17 protein-coding genes, 1 pseudogene and 1 riboswitch are annotated in these 17497 nt (G+C 46.7%); of the genes and pseudogenes, 14 read left to right on the top strand and 4 right to left on the bottom strand.

What is annotated here, in order from left to right; all coding sequences use genetic code 11:
- Positions 1 to 33: 33 nt before the first annotated feature.
- Positions 34 to 1389 carry a metallophosphoesterase gene (locus GJB61_RS11550; protein WP_154118646.1) on the bottom strand — a complete coding sequence of 452 codons (1356 nt, stop codon included), beginning with the start codon at positions 1387 to 1389 and terminating at the stop codon, positions 34 to 36.
- Positions 1390 to 1473: 84 nt separating this feature from the next.
- Positions 1474 to 2046 carry a hypothetical protein gene (locus tag GJB61_RS11545; RefSeq protein ID WP_154118645.1) on the bottom strand — a complete coding sequence of 191 codons (573 nt, stop codon included), beginning with the start codon at positions 2044 to 2046 and terminating at the stop codon, positions 1474 to 1476.
- A 152-nt stretch (positions 2047 to 2198) separates the two neighbouring features.
- Between GJB61_RS11545 and GJB61_RS11540 the strand changes: the two genes are divergently transcribed.
- The 5 genes and pseudogenes from GJB61_RS11540 to GJB61_RS32560 form a co-directional block, all read left to right on the top strand.
- Positions 2199 to 2774, top strand: coding sequence for a TetR/AcrR family transcriptional regulator (locus GJB61_RS11540; protein ID WP_154118644.1), 576 nt, complete (start codon positions 2199 to 2201; stop codon positions 2772 to 2774).
- Positions 2775 to 2892: 118 nt separating this feature from the next.
- Positions 2893 to 3555: a ribonuclease H gene (rnhA, locus tag GJB61_RS11535; RefSeq protein ID WP_154118643.1), complete on the top strand. Its 663-nt coding sequence runs from the start codon at positions 2893 to 2895 to the stop codon at positions 3553 to 3555.
- Positions 3556 to 3571: 16 nt separating this feature from the next.
- Positions 3572 to 4240: a uracil-DNA glycosylase gene (gene ung, locus GJB61_RS11530; RefSeq protein WP_338115785.1), complete on the top strand. Its 669-nt coding sequence runs from the start codon at positions 3572 to 3574 to the stop codon at positions 4238 to 4240.
- A gap of 33 nt (positions 4241 to 4273) precedes the next feature.
- On the top strand, positions 4274 to 4678 hold the full coding sequence (locus GJB61_RS11525) for a hypothetical protein (RefSeq protein ID WP_154118641.1): 405 nt from the start codon (positions 4274 to 4276) through the stop codon (positions 4676 to 4678).
- A 176-nt stretch (positions 4679 to 4854) separates the two neighbouring features.
- Positions 4855 to 4968: pseudogene (locus tag GJB61_RS32560) on the top strand (transposase); the annotation flags it as partial.
- Between the two features lie 370 nt (positions 4969 to 5338).
- Here the strand turns inward: GJB61_RS32560 and GJB61_RS11515 are convergent.
- Entirely contained in the window at positions 5339 to 6451 is a 1113-nt protein-coding gene (locus GJB61_RS11515; RefSeq protein WP_154118640.1) for an AI-2E family transporter, read from the bottom strand.
- A 164-nt stretch (positions 6452 to 6615) separates the two neighbouring features.
- Between GJB61_RS11515 and GJB61_RS11510 the strand changes: the two genes are divergently transcribed.
- The gene (locus GJB61_RS11510) at positions 6616 to 7098 is read left to right on the top strand and encodes a general stress protein (RefSeq protein WP_154118639.1); all 483 of its coding nucleotides are present in this window, start codon (positions 6616 to 6618) and stop codon (positions 7096 to 7098) included.
- A 9-nt stretch (positions 7099 to 7107) separates the two neighbouring features.
- Here the strand turns inward: GJB61_RS11510 and GJB61_RS11505 are convergent, their stop codons facing one another.
- Entirely contained in the window at positions 7108 to 7329 is a 222-nt protein-coding gene (locus tag GJB61_RS11505) for a hypothetical protein (protein WP_154118638.1), read from the bottom strand.
- A 351-nt stretch (positions 7330 to 7680) separates the two neighbouring features.
- Between GJB61_RS11505 and GJB61_RS11500 the strand changes: the two genes are divergently transcribed.
- The 8 genes from GJB61_RS11500 (at position 7681) to GJB61_RS11465 (ending at position 17463) form a co-directional block, all read left to right on the top strand.
- On the top strand, positions 7681 to 8445 hold the full coding sequence (locus GJB61_RS11500) for a DeoR/GlpR family DNA-binding transcription regulator (protein ID WP_338115759.1): 765 nt from the start codon (positions 7681 to 7683) through the stop codon (positions 8443 to 8445).
- Between the two features lie 16 nt (positions 8446 to 8461).
- On the top strand, positions 8462 to 9406 hold the full coding sequence (gene pfkB / locus GJB61_RS11495) for a 1-phosphofructokinase (protein ID WP_154118637.1): 945 nt from the start codon (positions 8462 to 8464) through the stop codon (positions 9404 to 9406).
- A gap of 34 nt (positions 9407 to 9440) precedes the next feature.
- Positions 9441 to 10817: a PTS fructose transporter subunit IIC gene (locus GJB61_RS11490; RefSeq protein ID WP_154118636.1), complete on the top strand. Its 1377-nt coding sequence runs from the start codon at positions 9441 to 9443 to the stop codon at positions 10815 to 10817.
- Positions 10814 to 11266, top strand: coding sequence for a PTS sugar transporter subunit IIA (locus GJB61_RS11485; RefSeq protein WP_154118635.1), 453 nt, complete (start codon positions 10814 to 10816; stop codon positions 11264 to 11266). The genes GJB61_RS11490 and GJB61_RS11485 overlap by 4 nt, the downstream gene beginning before the upstream one ends.
- Before the next feature lie 188 nt (positions 11267 to 11454).
- Entirely contained in the window at positions 11455 to 11955 is a 501-nt protein-coding gene (locus GJB61_RS11480; RefSeq protein ID WP_154118634.1) for a Crp/Fnr family transcriptional regulator, read from the top strand.
- 314 nt (positions 11956 to 12269) lie between these two features.
- Positions 12270 to 12935, top strand: a complete 666-nt coding sequence (locus GJB61_RS11475) for a YitT family protein (RefSeq protein ID WP_154118633.1) — start codon at positions 12270 to 12272, stop codon at positions 12933 to 12935.
- Positions 12936 to 13276: 341 nt separating this feature from the next.
- Positions 13277 to 13483: riboswitch (cobalamin riboswitch) on the top strand.
- A 152-nt stretch (positions 13484 to 13635) separates the two neighbouring features.
- Positions 13636 to 15927 (top strand): 5-methyltetrahydropteroyltriglutamate--homocysteine S-methyltransferase, encoded by a 2292-nt coding sequence (gene metE / locus GJB61_RS11470; RefSeq protein WP_154118632.1) that lies wholly within the window; start codon positions 13636 to 13638, stop codon positions 15925 to 15927.
- Positions 15928 to 16356: 429 nt separating this feature from the next.
- Positions 16357 to 17463 carry a DUF4349 domain-containing protein gene (locus GJB61_RS11465; RefSeq protein WP_195724306.1) on the top strand — a complete coding sequence of 369 codons (1107 nt, stop codon included), beginning with the start codon at positions 16357 to 16359 and terminating at the stop codon, positions 17461 to 17463.
- The last annotated feature ends 34 nt before the right edge of the window (positions 17464 to 17497 follow it).

The following is a 17497-nucleotide window of genomic DNA, read 5'->3' as shown; positions in this document are numbered from 1 at the left end:
GCGCGCGGTAACGGCTGGCGGATATGATTGAAGTTAAGGCAGCTGCATATGCAACTGATGGTTATCCTTTGCTTCCAGCTCAGTCATCCGCAGCACATAGCTTTTGAGACCGTCTGAAGGAGCTTCCATCCACAGTTGATAGCCGTTAGATGAGAGGACAGCCGCATTGTCCGTGTTCGCTGTTCCGGCAAAATAGTTCTCATTAAGTCGACTTACAGTGTCTGCCATGGCTTGCAGTTCATGATCCGTATAATTGTCGTAGGCGATGTTCTCGGTTAAACGCTTATAGGTTCTGTTGTAGGATAGATCGCCAAAGCTCTGTTCACTATATGTGTTGAAATGAAGCAGATTCGGGTCTTTGAGGCCGTTTGTCTTCGCCCATAATTCCATGTTCAGCGGAGAGGTGCTATAATCCATCGTTCGATTGGCAGCGGAATATTTCAGGATGCCAAATTGATGAGGATATACAGACAATGCACTATTGGCTATATCATATATTTGTTTCGAGTTCTTCTGCTGATAATAGCTGATATCCTGAATATGTATATGTCCGCTAAAAGCTGTAGTAATCCCGTTGCGCAGCAGAGCATCTATCACCTTCTGATTATCATTAATCGTGAAGCCTTCTTGAATGAGCTTGCTATGATCCAGCAGACTATGATGCATGACGGCCACAATCTGCGCCCCACTCTTCGCAGCGAGTGCGCCACATTCGTCAATCCATTTCAGGGTTGAAGAGGTTAGCCGTCCATCCAACTGCGGATATCCAAGCTCGGGGTTATGGAGATACTGGCTCGTATCCAGCATAAGCAGCCATAGATCATCAGAAGGGGCTACCAAATAGCTTAAAGAGTCCTTATCTTGGGATAACGCCTCGTCATAGCCAAAAGAGCTATAAATATTGCGAAACTGTTTAACGTCTACGGACTCTGTGGTGTATTGGTGATCACCCTTGAACTTTCTGGCCCACGGATTAAGCAGATCGTGATTGCCGGGAATGACGTATACACGGGTTCCGGCGCTGCTCTCTATGGCCTCTAGTTGTTTTGCCAGATCCTGATGACTCTGCTTCTCTCCGTTATTCGTTAGATCTCCACTAATAATGGCAACATCCGGATGTTGAATTTGGATATCGTTGGCGAAGGCACTAATCATCTCATCACTATACCCCAGTTGCTTACCATCACCGGCAGCGAGGAATTTCTGGAAGGCAGGTCCGCGATCGGTCAGATTTTTGGATAAATAGTGGGTATCCGTTGTAGTGAATATGGTTAGATCATGTCCGGTTTGGATTCGGAATTCCGGTGTTTTCTGAGTTTGCTTGCTGTTGCAGCCTGTAATGATGAATAATAAAATCAATCCTATAAAAAAAGTTTTGCGAGAGTTCATTCTTGTGCCTCTTTTCTATACTACACAGTAAAAAAGGTGTCCTTTCGTCTTATCGACCTCAGAACACCTTTTTTGAAGCTTGATTTATTTCTGAACTTCCGTAACTCCCGTAACCTTCCCTTGATCCGCAGCGCTATACGTGGATTGGAATTCATCGCTAGCGAAATATACATTCCCTTGAATAGTTGCATTGACTACCTGAAATCCCTTGGCTTCTACATAAACATCTCCGACAAAGGTACCACCTTGAATACGGGCATTCTCGCTTTTAATGGTAATCTTCGGAGCAGTGAGTGTGAAAGAAGCTGTAATATTGTGGTCCGCATCCTGTGAATATAGCGCAATCTTCCGGGCCGGTTCATCCTTGTTCGTAAATTGTCCATCTAGAACAAGGTCCTCGCTGAAAGTTAAATCCTTTAGAGTGGCTATAATCCAGGTACCTTCTTTACTGATTGCTTTTTTGAAGTTTGCCTCATTATCAACTACGGATGCTGATGTCACTGCGTCCGTAGGCTGGTCTGCATTGCCGTTGGCATTGGAGTCTGTATTTGCATTTGCTCCGTTTTGATTTGCTGCTGCCCCATTATTATTATTGTTACCACACCCAATCAACATCACAAGCATGAATACTGCTGCTAAAGCTGCCAGCTTTTTCATTGATATGTCCTCCTTAAGTTGTAGTAATATTCTTTAAAATTAATATAGAATGATTAGTGCAGAATAAAAGTGATTTATTTCATAGTAGCTCAATTTTATTTACCGATCGTTCTATAAATGTTAAAATAGGACTGGAAAGGAGCATGATCATAATGGCTCGAAGTAAAGAGTTTGATATAGATACCGTTCTCGGTAAAGCGATGACGATATTTTGGCAGCAAGGCTATGAGAAAACATCTATGCAGGATCTGGTATCCGGTATGGGTATTCATAAGAGAAGCATGTACGATACCTTCGGAGACAAACACACTTTATATATGAAAGTAATGGAACGTTATACCGAAATCATCTCAGCGAAAATGGAAGAGCGGGTTCAAGGACTACCCTCCGCCAAAGGAGCCATTCGGCTGTTGTTCGAAACAACTGTTCACAAGGATGATGCAGAGCCTAAAGGCTGCCTGTTTGTGAATACGGCGGTTGAGTTATCCAATCATGATCCCATTGCGGTGGCTAAGGTCAATCAGAGCTTTATGAGTAATGAGCGACTCTTGGAGCAACTAGTGCAGCATGGTCAAGAGAATGGAGAAATTTCTGGACAGTATTCGCCACTCGTTCTTTCCTTTTATCTGCATAATGCACTGGTGGGCTTGCGTGTAATGGTCAAGACAACATCGGATCTGCAGAAGCTGGACGGTATCATTGACACCACACTTGCCATTTTAGATTGAAGTCTATAAATAGTATGCATCCTGAAGGTAGTAATTATCCGGTGAAATTCTTCTTCAATAATAGCGCCGTTTGGATTACAATAATCCTTTGAGCTGGGGTAGAAAAGGAGCTGTATTTATGGCTAAGCAGAAATATTATGTAGTATGGGAAGGTAAACAACCGGGAGTTTACAGTACTTGGGCTGACTGCCAGGCACAGACGGATCATTATACCGGGGCTAAATATAAATCTTATGAATCTAAAACGGCAGCGGAAACGGCCTATAAGGCAGGCTGGAAAGGCAATTGGGGCACAGGTACCGCAGGTTCAGGTGCAGCCAAGTCTACCGTGGGCAGTTCGTTTAAGCGGAGCGCGGCTGTAGAAACTTCAGCAGAGATCGATTATGACAGCATTTCTGTAGATGTAGGCACGCGGGGCAATCCAGGTCCGGTTGAATATAAGGGTGTAGATACTAAGACTGGAGAGCTTATTTTCTCTTGTGGTCCAATTAGTAAAGGTACAAATAATCTTGGTGAATTTCTGGCTATTGTGCATGCTTTGGCGCTTCTGAAGAAAGAGGGCAGCAGTAAAACAGTGTACAGTGATTCCGTGAATGCGATGAAATGGGTGAAGCAGAAACAAGTGGCTACAACCTTGGCGCGGGATGCTTCGACTGCAGAAATCTGGCTGCTGATCGACCGGGCGGTAAGCTGGCTGCAGAATAATACCTACGACAATAAGCTGTTGAAATGGCAGACAAAAGTGTGGGGAGAGATCAAAGCAGATTATGGACGCAAATAAGCAAGCAAGCACGGCGATATTCGGCAATGATTGGGACGAGGTATTGTTTGATGAAATGCAAAAACCGTATTTTCAAGAGCTACGCCTAGCCTTAACAAGGGAGTACAAGGAACATACGGTGTATCCGCCTAAGGATTTACTCTTTACAGCTCTCAAGCTGACGCCGTATAGCGAGACAAGAGTCATTATTTTAGGCCAAGACCCTTATCATGGTGCGGAGCAGGCTCAGGGCTTGAGCTTCTCGGTGAAGCCGGGTGTACGTATTCCTCCATCTTTGCGCAATATTTATACGGAGCTTAAGGAGGATATCGGTGTGCCGGTTCCGAACCATGGTTCGCTGCTTCATTGGGCAGAGCAAGGTGTTCTGCTGCTCAATGCGGTGCTGACCGTTCGGGAAGGTTTACCTAATTCGCATAAAGGACTGGGGTGGGAGACATTTACAGACGCCATTATGGGAAAGCTGAATGAACGTACCGTACCGTTAGTTTTTATATTATGGGGAAGCTATGCGCAGAAAAAAGGGGCCTACATAGATAGTAGCAGGCATCAAGTCATTCAGTCTCCGCATCCAAGCCCCCTTTCAGCACACCGTGGATTCTTGGGCAGTCGGCCGTTCTCCAAGGCCAATCAATTTTTGGAATCTCGTGGTCTGAAGGATGTAAATTGGACGATACCGAACGATTAGGAAAGCTTGTACACAGCGAAGGGGGTGGAGCTAATGAGGCATTGGGTGGGCAAACCGGTCATAATGTACTGCGGTGTAAGGCCCTACACGATCATGAAGGGCGTACTGCGTAAATGGGACTCTTCGACCAGAATTGCGGTCATCGGCCATCAGGAAATTGCTGTTCCTTTTCGTGACATTGTGTTCATCAAGGCATTGGCGCCCAGGGAGAGAGCACTGCCCCCAGTACTACATTCCATTGGATACATCATGAGAGAACGGCAGCAATTCGATAATGCAGTATATTTCAAATCAGCGGTAAGCGTCTGGAAGGACGATCTATTGCTTGCCTTTGATACCACAATTGTGTCGCATACGAAAGGGACGGTTACCCTTCAGGATGGTCAGAATCTGCTGAAGGGGACACATTTATTTGTAGTCCGTTCCTTGCGGGGGTAACATGAACAGAGTCAGGGAACATAAAGAAGGGGCTGTCTCAGAAGCCATGAAATGGCTGCTTGGGACACCCCATGTTTTTGGAGTAGGATAAACGGTTGTGCTTGTGAGGACGCTCCGCGAACGAACCGTTGCTCCAATCGCTGTTGTGTCCAGATTTTTTGAATTCCCCTTAGCGGTTTGGGCAAGTGAAGAACAACCGGGGATACCGGCGTTTCCTGCTTCGAGGGTTGTCAAAAGTGACGCTAGAAGTCGGGTGGCTTTCGCTTGCCCATAACCTGCTAAAGCAGGCCACTACGAATCAAAAACGAAAACGAGCCAGTCTCCATAACCGGAGACTGGCTCGTTTTTTTGCTTTCAAGGCTTTGAAGTACAAAAATCTACCTCATTCTTCAAAAATATCTACTTTTGAGACAGCCCCTTTGTATATCTATATCTGTTGAACTAAAAATATAAGAAAAGGCAAAAGTAACGGAGGGGAATTTTGGAACTGTAGGAGCGTAGCGACCGCCTTTATCCTCGGATTTCTACCGCTATCAGCGGTTCAAATCAGGAAATCAGAGGATAACAGCGGCCGGAAGTCCAAACATTCACCGCAGTTACGATTAAAGCCGGTTTAGGGAAATCTTAAGTTCAATTTATATAGTAGACACTATCAATCCATTATAGTGGTTCTTCTGTAGTGACTGGCACTTGTTCCGGTACCTCTTCGACCCGCTCCGCAACAATAATCTCATAGATCCGCACGAAAATGATCTTGATGATCATGTAGACCGGAAGTGCGATCAATACCCCGATGATTCCGAAGAAATCTCCGCCTATTAGCACGAGAACAACCGTGGTTAATGGATGCACATCCAGCGATTTGCCGTAAATAATCGGGGAAAGCACATTATCTTGAATCTGCTGCGCAATTACGATAATGATAAGCGCCCATAAAGCCATGGAAGGAGATTCAATAAAGCCTACAATTAGGACAGGGACGGCAGCGAGCAGAGATCCGACATAAGGAATAAAGTTAAGTGGGATTGAGATTAAAGCAAGCAGTAATGAATAAGGCAATCCAATGAACAGAAAGCCGATATACAGCAGGGTACCAAGAACGACATTCAACAGAACTCGTGTAACGATAAAGCTGCTGAGTGCACTGTCAATATCCTTCAGCATATCCTGTCCTTCTCTACGATACTTCTTAGGAATCAGCCCCTGAAGTATAGGCGATAGCTTATGGCCATCTTTCAGCATGTAATAGAGAATGATCGGCAAAGTGGCAATGATCACTACAATACTGGAAATAACACCGATCAGATTGGACATGGAATTGGTTACCCAGGTGATGGCATCATTCAAATATCCTGAGAGCCGGGTCGCCAGATCGGAATCCCCTTTGAAAAAGCGTGATAGCGCTGGGTTGTCCTGCAGTTTGTTGAACTGATTCTGGAGCCCTTGGACCAGATAAGGGGTATTATCAATGAAGTTTTGAATTTGTTCCTGCAGGGTCGGCCAGACCAGCACCCAGAAGAGCACAAATAATCCGGCGAACACAATGTAGATTAGTAGAATGGAGACGGCGCGGTTCAGCTTTTTCTTCTCTAACAGACTAACGAGCGGCCGCAATAGATAGTACATGAAGCCAGACAGCATCATAGGCACGAGCAGCAGGTTGAAGATTTCAACCAACGGTGTGAATAGAAAAATAACTTTGGAGCCCAAGAACAGAATAAGTAAAAAAGAGATTATAGCCAGACTTGTCCGAAAATATTTACTTTGCAGCAATCACAGCACCTCCTGATTGTAAGATTCATAGATTATGTATAACATCTTTTGAATCAATGTGTTCTACTATTATACTAAACCTTGCTCTATCTTTATAACCTTATTCACGGCGGTTTAACCTGTGGATGTGACGGTTAATACCGCATTAACAGGAGGGATGCGCAGTGACTGTGTTAATTCTAGGAATATTCGGACATCGGAGTGACGCAACATTGGCCATCAAGGCATTGCAGGGGAGTGGAATCAACCCCAAGAAGATAACTGTGCTGGCGAAGCAAAAAAATATCGTGGAGCAGATCAGCAAGGATTCCGGTATTGGCAAACCTGAAGTCGGGATAGGCAACGGGGGATTGTTCGGAACAGCCAAGGAGATTGCTGTTGGGTTGAATATGCTGCCTGATACGGCTGTCGCAGCGGGACCTGCAGCACATAAACTGGCGGGAGCAAGTTTAGATGAGGATACAGCTTTGGATGGATTAACCGTAAGCCTTATGGGAGTGGGTATTCCCCAGAGAGATGCCGAAGGTTACGCGCGGCATGTAAACAAAGAACATATCATCGTGATGCTTGCGTTAGAACAAGAGAAAATTAAGCGGGTAAGTTCTCTTTTTAATAAGCATCATGCAGTTCCGCTTGAATCTATGTGAACAATAGAATTAGCGGGATTTTCGAGTAGGCTTTTTGTTTCTGGACCGGATGAAGAGTGCAGGTATAATATCAGTAGTTCCTCCAGTTTGCTTGGCGATCTCTTTTGCTTTCATCAGTGACAAAAAGGCGAAAAAATCACCCAGAGCAGTCAGCCCGGCAGCAATGATGGCATAATCTTCAGCGCTTAATTCTTCAGGTTCTAATGGATTGCTATTTTTTTTATCGGCCATCTCCTACTCACCCACTTTCCCCTTTATGTATAATAAAATATGTTATAAACACTGAAGATGAAATAGGCAGTTGGGACGTAATTTCTTTCTGGTGGTACTTATACGGAGAAGATCCTTATTGGCCTTAAGGGCAGTAGGGATCTTCTTCTTTTTTGTGGATTTATATTTTCTTATAAAAGCGCTTTACAGGGAATGAAAACGCTGTTACAATCATAAATGAGCATAAGTGGTCATTAACGATCATCATTAAAACTAAGATGATCATTATTCGGTCATAATAATATATAGATATGCGCAAGCCCTAAGAAACCTTTTCAGTGCTGCGCTAACCTATAGAAGGAGGGGAACGCGGTGCAGTTTGAGGAAGAAAGAAAGCGGAGTATCGTGCAGTTTGTAGAACAGCATTCACGAGGCTCTGTTCAGGAACTTAGTCAGAAAATGGGTGTTTCTGAATCTACAGTGCGCCGAGATCTTAAGGAGCTAGAAGAAGCGAGGTTGCTAAAGCGCACACATGGCGGGGCAGTCTCCATGCAAAGCGTTAACTTTGAGGCAGCCATTCCGGACAAGGAAGACCGTTTCCTCGATGAGAAGCTGCGGATTGCCCGCAAGGCTGTGGAAATGATCCGTGAGGGCGATGCCATCCTGCTGGATGGAGGAACCACGACCCTGCAGATTGCCAGAGAGCTAAAGTCCTTCTCCAATATCAAGGTAATCACCAATTCGATCATGGCTCTGAATGAGCTGAAGGATTGCCGGAATATTGAAGTCTCCATCACAGGTGGAATGCTGCGGCCGGATACGATGGCTTTTGTAGGGCCGATGACCGAACGTTCTCTCGATATGGTGCGGGTGGATAAAGCATTTCTCGGCACCAACGGATTGGATTTACATGAAGGCATCACCACACCGAATATGCTGGAAGCGGCCACGAAGCGCAAGATGATTGCTGTTGCCAAGCAGGTAATATTGCTTGCTGATCACAGTAAGATTGGCCAGATCTCTTTTTGCAAGGTAGCAGATCTGACGGAAATGGATCATTGCATTCTCGATTCCGGCGTACCAGAGAGCTTTATTCGGGGGATTACAAGCTTAGGCGTTGACTTCACGCTGGTGTGAAGCAGAGGAGGTTATCATGAAGAAATTAGTCATCACAGTTACCTTGAATCCGGCTTTAGACAAAACAGTAACGATTGACGGTCTGGAGGTTGGCGGACTGAATCGAGTCAACGATATCCGCAGTGATGCGGGCGGCAAGGGAATTAACGTTGCTAAAGTATTGAAGGGCTTTCACGAAGAGGTAACTGCAGTAGGTTATATCGGTGGACACACTGGCAAGCTGATCCTCGAACGGCTGGAGCAGGAAGATATCCGGCATTCATTTACGGAAACGCTGGCAGAGACGAGAATGAACCTCAAAGTAGTAGACAGTAATGTTCAGGTCACGACAGAGATTAATGAACGTGGGGGTACTGTATCGGAGCCTGAGCGAACTCTTTTTCACGAGGCATTACATCTGCTGCTTGAAGAGGCATACATCCTCGTGCTGGGAGGCAGTGTTCCTCCGGGAATAGAGTCTTCAGAGTATGCCTTGTTAATTGAGTCTGCCCGGAGTAAAGGAGTTAAGACCATTCTGGATGCTGATGGTGACGCGCTGAGATATGGCTTGAAGGCTGGACCGGATGTAATCAAACCGAATATTCATGAGCTGGAACAGCTGGTTGGTGCCACACTTGCGACTGAACAAGAGATTGTTCGAGCCGCACGACAGCTGATTGCCGAAGGAACGCATTGGGTCATTGTCTCCATGGGGGGCGAAGGCAGTGTAGCCGTCAGTAAGGATGAAGCCATTCGAGCCCGTCCATTTAGTATTAAGCCCGAAAGCACCGTAGGCGCCGGAGATTCGATGGTAGCAGCGATTGCCTCAAGCTTAATTCACGGGCGCAGTCTTACCGAGACACTTCGCTGGGCTACAGCAGCCGGCAGTGTAACCGCCTCCAAACCGGGGACCCAAGTCTGCGGCCCCGAAGAGGTTATTGCCCGCCTGCAAGACGTTGGGATTACAAGCATTGAAGTATAGAGGGTTATAAAAACGCTCGCAGGAGGAATATTAAATGAAAAAACTATTAGCGGTTACAGCTTGTCCCACCGGAATCGCCCACACTTATATGGCGGCTGAATCTCTGCAAAAGGCAGCAGGAGAAAAAAATGTCCCAATCAAGGTAGAGACACGGGGCGCAATCGGTATTGAGAATGAACTGAGCGCAGCGGAAATTGCTGAAGCTCATGCCATCATCATTGCAGCAGATACAGATGTGGATGAAGCGCGCTTTGCTGGCAAACCAATTGTGCGGGTTGCTGTTGCCCAAGGGATCAAAATTCCTGGCCAACTGATTGATCAGGCTTTGGCTTTGCAGGCTTCAACAGCCTCAGCAGCTCCACAAGGCGGATCATCCATTGGTAGCAGCGAACGTTCCGAAAATTCATTTTACAAAAATCTAATGAATGGTGTATCCCATATGCTGCCGCTGGTAGTTGCTGGGGGTCTCTTGATCGCCTTGTCCTTCTTTAAGCTTAATCCGGAAGAAGGAACCTTTTTCGCCAACCTACTGCAAATCGGCGGCGCAGCGATGGGACTTATGGTGCCCATTCTGGCAGCATTCATCGCCTTTTCCATCGGTGGTAAACCTGCACTGGCTGCCGGTCTTGTGGGTGGTATGTTATCTAAAGACCTTGGTGCTGGCTTCCTAGGCGGCATTCTCGCCGGTTTCCTGGCTGGTTATATCGTCAGATATCTGATCAAATATATCAAGCTGCCGAAATCGATGGAAGGTCTGAAACCGCTGCTTATCGTGCCGTTACTGTCGGTATTTATCATCGGTATGCTTATGATTTATGTTATCGGAACCCCGATTAAAGATTTGATGGACGCTTTGACCGTTTGGCTGCAAAATATCGGTTCGGGTAATAAAATATTGCTAGGCGCCATATTGGGCGGCATGATGGCAATCGACATGGGTGGACCTTTTAATAAAACAGCTTATACCTTTGCTGTAGGTTTGTTGGCAAGTGGTGTGTATGGCCCTATGGCTGCTGTAATGGCTGCAGGAATGACTCCGCCGCTTGGCATCTGGCTGGCTACCGTATTGGCTCCAAAGAAATTTACCCTTGAAGAACGCGAAGCTGGCAAGGCCGCTTCCATCCTGGGGCTCTCCTTTATTACTGAAGGTGCCATTCCATTCGGAGCTGCTGATCCACTGCGCATCATTCCAGCATTTATGATTGGCTCTGGCCTGACTGGAGCACTGTCCATGGTATTTGATGCTACACTTCGTGCACCGCATGGCGGCATCTTCGTTCTGGCAGTTCCCAATGCGATCGGTCAGCCGATGATGTACCTGCTTGCTATTGTAGTCGGTACTGTCGTAACTGCGCTCTTGGTCAATCTGTTCAAAAGAAATAAACCTGCGATTGGAGTTGGCACTAAATGAATATTCATGAACTATTGACGGAAGAAACGATATTCCTGCCCCTGGAGACAGGGACTAAAGAGACTATTATTGCCCAGATGACTGAAGGGCTTAAGCTCTCCGGTTCGGTAACAGATGCCGAGCAATATGTGCGTGATGTGCTTATTCGTGAAGCTACCGGTTCTACCGGCATCGGCTTTGGAGTGGCAATCCCACACGGCAAATCTTCCGGCGTTGCAAAACCAGGTCTGGCCTTAGCCCGTTTGAGCGAGCCTACCGACTGGGATTCCCTAGATGGCACGCCTGTATCTATTGTGTTTCTAATCGCTGTGCCTCAAGAGAACGTTGGCAATGAGCATTTGAAGATTCTGGTAGCGCTGTCCCGCAAGCTGATCCATGATGAATTCCGCGAGTCGCTGCTAAATGCAAGCACCAAGCAGGAGTTAATCGATATTCTCAAAAATATGTAAGTATCCTGTTCTGAAAATATCTAACTTAACAATTTCCGGGGATGTCCTATAAGCCATGCAAATGGCTTTGGGACATCCCTCTTCTTTTGGACGGGTACATCCATGCAATTTGGAATAAACTCCATTTTGCAGGTTTATTTTTGTATAATTAAAAATATATATAACGAGAAGGCAAAGGAGAGGGCGAGATGATACTGCACAAAGGGGAGGTCTTGTTCCGGCAAGGTGACGGCTGCGAGTTCCTGTATCAGGTCAAAAGCGGGCTGTTCAAGGTAACGAGACTACATGAGAACGGGAATATGGTGTTGTTCAACATTCTATATCCTGGAGAGACGGTTCCCCATCATTCTCTGATTACGCCAAAGGAGGCGCATGGAACAGCGGTTGCTATGATGAAGAGTGAGGTAGAGACGATTTCGGCTGCGGAATGGTATCGACAGCTGCGTGAAGAACCGGGTAAAGCGCTGGAAATTGCGATCCTGCTTCAGGAGAAGGTGCGCTTCATGCAGACGCGGCTTGATCACCTTACAGTCGGAACCCCAGGTGAGCGGATGGAGCTGCTGACCCGCTGGTTTAATGACTATGCACATGGTACTTCGCTAACAGACCTATTAACCCAGGAAGAAATTGGACAATTAATTGGTGTGAGACGTGAGACGATCAACAGGCTGTTGCGCAATTCTGTGTAAAATGATCACTTTTTATGTAAAAGGGTTTAGAGAAGGAGTTCAGCGTGGTATAATGTACTTAGAACTTATTAAATTAGAGAAAGGATCAGGATACCATGTGTCCCCGAAGGACGATTCCCCAAAGGACGATTTGGAAACGTTATGATCTGTCTTATACTTAGCTTCCCTGTAGAAGGTGCGTGTACCGTTAATTGACGAGACCATCTCTACGAGGGAAAGGGAGTATTGTATGCGAAGGAGCAACACCTCCGGTATAACCTGTCGTAGAGGTTGGTGGGACGTCTAGCCGCCATATACGATAAGGGGAGACCTGTATGAGGAACCACAACAACGGAGTAAGTTATCTGCTCCGATTGACAGTCATTTTGTTTGGAACATTTTTGCTTGCATTTGCTTATTACCACATTAATTATCAGAATCATTTGACCGAGGGCGGGTTCGTAGGTTTGTCGCTGCTCGGCAAATATGTATTAGGGGTTTCGCCTTCCATTTCTATTCTTGTGCTGGACATACCAGTACTCTTGGTCGCTATGCTATTCAAAGGGAAAGCGTTCGTCTGCAATACATTTGTGTCTGTAGCAGCCTTTACAATCTTTTATGGACTGATGGAACGTTATTCCGGTTTGGTCATTAATCTGCAGGATAATTTGCCGCTTGCGGCGTTGTTGTCTGGTGTACTTACAGGTTTAGGAGCAGGGTTAGTCCTGCGTGGCGGTGGAGCAAGTGGCGGAGATGATATTTTGTCGCTGCTGATCAGTGAATGGAAAGGAATTAAGGTAGGGACGGTTTTCATCCTGATGGATGTAATTGTTCTGGCGTTATCACTCTTTTATATGCCTCTCAAGGAAACTTTGTATACGGTAATTGCAGTAGTCGTAGCCGGCTATGTTATTACGTTAACTACTTCTTTGGGCAAGCCGAAGCTGGCAAAGATGCCAAAGATTCAGCCAACACTCGGCAAGGCGCAGAATATAAGATAATTGGAATAGCACATGTATCAGTTGCTATTTCGTGGATATACTAAGATCAAGGTCAGCCAGAGTTTCTGGTTGGCTTTTTTTGTTGGGATTATATCTTTTGCTTATAACCTAAATTTAAGGTGGACAAGACACGGCGTAGCACATGACTATCAAAGCTATCGTTTAGAATACGTTCAGGATAGTGATCCAGCTGGGTACGATACTGGCGGTTGAGATGATATAGAGCGGGCTTTTCCTACTCCGGTATAGGTAATTGTTATAGGGCGAACCCCTGCGAATCTATTGCGGAGCGGCTAGAGCTTACAGTATGATGACATCAGATTCAAGACATCGTATTAAATATTTGATATTTGGAGACAGGTGCTTGCCGGGAATGTAGTATTGCCGGTCAGCTTAAAAGGGAAGTTCGGTGAAACCGACGCGGACCCGCCACTGTAACGGAAGAGTTCTTAGCAACTATAGTCACTGGCAGTTTACGACTTGCCGGGAAGACTGCTAAGGATGCTGAAGCCGTTAGCCAGGAGACCTGCCTGTTTCACAGCACTGCTTTTCCTACGGGATATAGGGAAGTGTTAGACGTTAACCATGGGTATAGGATGGGCGTCTTTCCCTATGACTTTTGTAGGGAGAGACGCCCTTTTAGTTTGAATTGAACGAATCAATGGCCTAAATAGAGATGGAGAGAAGGAGTGTTGCGATTATGACGAACAAGGTGAAGGTAAGTAATCTCGGCTACCCGAGAATCGGCAAGAACCGGGAGTGGAAAAAGACACTGGAAGCGTTCTGGTCCGGCAAGACGGATGAAGCCACGTTTCGTTCCGAAATGGCAGGGATCCAGCTCCAGCATTTATTGACCCAAAAGGAAGCGGGAATTGAGCTTATTCCGGTCAATGATTTTACCTTCTATGATCATGTGCTGGATACGGCGGTTATGTTCGGCATCGTACCTCCACGCTATGATTATGAGGGTGGCGACATCCCACTTGAACTTTATTTTGGCATGGCACGCGGCAATACGAGAGCCACAGCTTGCGAAATGACAAAATGGTTCAATACGAACTATCATTATATCGTTCCAGAAATTGGCCGGCAGACGCCGCGCCTGACCGAGAATAAACCGCTGGCTGCCTACCGTTTCGCCAAAGAGCAGGCGGGGATTGAAGGCAAACCTGTAATTGTAGGACTGTATACCTTCTTAAAGCTGTCCAAGGGATTCCCATCGACTGATATTGCCGACGTTGCCGGGCGTTTTCTTCCCGTGTATGTGCAACTGCTGCAAGAGCTTGAGGCAGAAGGTGTAGCTTGGGTTCAGATCGATGAACCAGCCATAGTTAGCGGGTTAAGTGAAGAAGACCAAAGCCTGCTGGAGAACATTTATCAGACCCTAGCAGCTGCTGTACCGGGCTTGAATATTATGCTCCAGACCTATTTCGAAGCTGCTGAACCGCTGGAGGCGCTGCTTAAGTTGCCGGTGCAGGGTTTAGGACTCGACTTCGTACATGATGGAGGAGCGAACCTGGAATCCATTCAACGTCTAGGTTGGCCGGAGGATAAATGGCTGGGGGCTGGCATTATTGATGGACGCAACATTTGGCGCTCAGATCTGGATGCCAAGCTGCAGCTCGTGGAGAAGCTGGCTGCCCATGTGGCCCTCGACCAATTGATTCTACAGCCCTCTTCGAGTTTGCTGCATGTGCCGGTAACGGTACAAGGTGAGGATAAGCTGAAGCTGACGGTGAAGAACGCCTTAGCCTTCGCCGATGAGAAGCTGGCCGAGCTAACCTTGATCGGTGCGGCTGTAGGTGGCGGGGAAGCTTCCGCCGCTGCACTTGCCACAAGTCGCGAAGCGCTGGCTGCCTTTCGCGCCCTTCCAGAACGTGCTCGGCAGGATGTGGCCGAGCAGGTCCGCGGACTTGCAGCTCTGCCGGATAACCGCAGTTTGCCTTTCGCGGAGCGCGTCAAGGTACAGCAGCAGAAGTGGCAGCTACCTCTGCTGCCGACAACGACCATTGGCAGCTTCCCGCAGACGGTGGAGGTACGCCAAGCCCGGCTGAAATGGCGCAAAGGTGTCTGGAATCAGGAGCGCTATGACTTGTTCATCCGCAAGCAGATTGAGGAAGCCATCACCTTTCAGGAGAATTTGGGCCTGGATGTACTGGTTCACGGAGAATTCGAACGGACAGATATGGTGGAGTTCTTTGGTGAGAAGCTGGCGGGTTACCTGTTTACACGAAACGGCTGGGTCCAGTCCTATGGCTCCCGTTGTGTTAAACCGCCGGTAATCTACGCGGATATTGCTTTTATTGAACCTATGACTGTAAAAGAAAGCGTCTATGCTCAGTCCCTCACGAAGCTCCCGGTAAAAGGGATGCTCACCGGTCCGGTTACTATTCTGAACTGGTCGTTCGTACGGGATGACCTGAGCCGCGAAGCAGTAGCGAACCAGATTGCTCTGGCCCTGCGCCATGAAGTGCTGGCGCTGGAAAGTGCAGGCATAGAAATGATTCAGGTGGATGAGCCTGCTATTCGTGAAGGGCTGCCCTTGAAGGCTGAAGACCGAGAGCATTATCTGCAATGGGCAGTGAAGTCGTTTCGTATTGCGACGAATCATGTCAAGGATACCACGCAGGTGCATACCCACATGTGCTATAGCGAATTTAATGATATGATCGATTCGATTTCGGCTATGGATGCCGATGTAATCTCGATTGAAACCTCACGCAGTCATGGGGAGCTGATTGTCAGCTTCGAGGAGCAGGAATATGATAAAGGCATCGGCCTTGGTGTATATGATATTCACAGCCCGCGCGTACCCGGTGTAGAAGAAATGACCTCGAATATTGACCGCGCCCTGCGAGTGCTAGAGCCGGAGCAGTTCTGGATTAATCCGGATTGCGGACTCAAAACACGTGGCTGGCCGGAAACCGAAGGCGCACTGCGCAACATGGTACAGGCTGCCATTATCGTACGGGAGAGAGTCGTTAGCCGCTAAAATAATTAGCCACTTGATAATAGTTCTCATTGTTGTTAGAATAAAAAAAGAAAAGAAGGAACCATGGACGGTTCCTTTAGCTCATCATTTATACACATTACGTCTTTTGCCATGAGGATTCACCTCCTTTGCTAGTGAATGGACAGCAATATTAAATGAATCACTTGTTCAGCAAGGTGGAGCTTGTCCGAACAGAACATTACCCTCATTCATTATGAATAGAGGGTATTTGTCGTACTCCAGCCTATTTGAAAAAAATACAAAATAAGTATGTCTTCCCTCCTATTTCACTGCAACCTTCCAGCTTCTGGAAACGTCAATAGAAAGAGTCCCGGGAAAGAGAGCTGTACATATAACAGACATTCCGGAGCTGAAAGTAAGAAAAACCAAAGAAAGTAAGGTTCACACTACACTTCTGGAGGTATGAGTATGCGAAAATGGGGTCTGCACTACTTATGTTTATTAATTCTTGCAATTGCTTTAGCGGGCTGTGGTTCGGGGGGCAGTGACAATAATTCAGCTGCTGACAGGGGAGGTCTCAGTAAGTCTGATTCAGGTGAAGCTGTATCTAATACGGCAGATACTGCTGCTGCTCCCTTGAATAAGACGGAATCCTCGGAGAGTTTAGCATCGACGGCTGTTGCGCCAGCCTCAAAGGGGGCGGCTGTGCAAACTGGTGGGGACCAGGATACAGTCATCCAGAGCTCGACAGCAGAGAATGCAGCTGACGGAACAGCTGGATTTACCGGGAATGATGTTGTAGCCGGGCTAAATATGAAGCTGATCTACCATGCCAATCTCAACATGGAGGTAGAGAATTACGCTAAAGCGCAAACTGAAATCCGCAATATGGTTAGTTTGGCAAATGGTTATATTATCGAATTTACAGAAACTAGTGCTGAATACGAACAGGGCGGAACATTTATTCTGAAAGTGCCAGCTTCTGGCTTCTCCTCTTTTCTGAGCAATCTGGATAAGGTTAAACATGAGAAGCTGGAGCGCAGCATTAAAGGACAGGATGTCTCCGAGGAATACGTCGATCTGGGATCACGGCTGAAGGCTAAGCAATTGATGGAAGTTCAATATACCGAGTTTATGAAAAAAGCGACAAAATCAAGTGATCTAGTCTCCTTTGCGAATGAGCTGGGTGCCATTCAAGAGCAAATCGAGCAAATTAAGGGCAGAATGCGTTATATTGACCAGAATGTTTCCTTCTCCACGGTAGAGCTGCGTCTGTATCAGACCGATAAGGCCGTTGTAGATAAGGAAGAAACAGATCAAGGACCGCTGATGGATCGGGCTTCTTCTGCTTTGAATGCTAGTCTACATGCGATATCTGTTACGTTCCAGTGGATCGTTGTCATCTTAGCAGGAGCTCTTCCACTTCTAATTGTTGTAGGTATTGTTCTGGCGATTGTCTTATGGTTCCGTAAGAACGCATTACGTCAACGCAATGATGGGACTGAGCGGATTCGTCAGACCAGCCGTCAAGAAGTGAAGGAAAGTATCAAAGAGGAAGAGAATAAAGAGGAATAGTGAAATGAATGAGGTTCTATCTAAAAATCAGAGG

The organism is Paenibacillus monticola, assembly GCF_009664975.1.
In the GTDB taxonomy this organism is placed as follows: Bacteria; Bacillota; Bacilli; order Paenibacillales; family Paenibacillaceae; genus Paenibacillus_AQ; species Paenibacillus_AQ monticola.
This window is presented reverse-complemented; position numbering and strand designations above follow the sequence as displayed.

Coding starts and splice junctions, on each gene's coding strand:
- rnhA (WP_154118643.1), top strand. CDS start 2,893: ATGGCTAAGCAGAAATATTATGTAGTATGGGAAGGTAAACAACCGGGA.
- GJB61_RS11490 (WP_154118636.1), top strand. CDS start 9,441: ATGAAAAAACTATTAGCGGTTACAGCTTGTCCCACCGGAATCGCCCAC.
- GJB61_RS11505 (WP_154118638.1), bottom strand. CDS start 7,329: ATGGCCGATAAAAAAAATAGCAATCCATTAGAACCTGAAGAATTAAGC.
- pfkB (WP_154118637.1), top strand. CDS start 8,462: ATGAAGAAATTAGTCATCACAGTTACCTTGAATCCGGCTTTAGACAAA.
- GJB61_RS11475 (WP_154118633.1), top strand. CDS start 12,270: ATGAGGAACCACAACAACGGAGTAAGTTATCTGCTCCGATTGACAGTC.
- GJB61_RS11550 (WP_154118646.1), bottom strand. CDS start 1,389: ATGAACTCTCGCAAAACTTTTTTTATAGGATTGATTTTATTATTCATC.
- metE (WP_154118632.1), top strand. CDS start 13,636: ATGACGAACAAGGTGAAGGTAAGTAATCTCGGCTACCCGAGAATCGGC.
- GJB61_RS11465 (WP_195724306.1), top strand. CDS start 16,357: ATGCGAAAATGGGGTCTGCACTACTTATGTTTATTAATTCTTGCAATT.
- GJB61_RS11525 (WP_154118641.1), top strand. CDS start 4,274: ATGAGGCATTGGGTGGGCAAACCGGTCATAATGTACTGCGGTGTAAGG.
- GJB61_RS11480 (WP_154118634.1), top strand. CDS start 11,455: ATGATACTGCACAAAGGGGAGGTCTTGTTCCGGCAAGGTGACGGCTGC.
- GJB61_RS11540 (WP_154118644.1), top strand. CDS start 2,199: ATGGCTCGAAGTAAAGAGTTTGATATAGATACCGTTCTCGGTAAAGCG.
- GJB61_RS11485 (WP_154118635.1), top strand. CDS start 10,814: ATGAATATTCATGAACTATTGACGGAAGAAACGATATTCCTGCCCCTG.
- GJB61_RS11545 (WP_154118645.1), bottom strand. CDS start 2,046: ATGAAAAAGCTGGCAGCTTTAGCAGCAGTATTCATGCTTGTGATGTTG.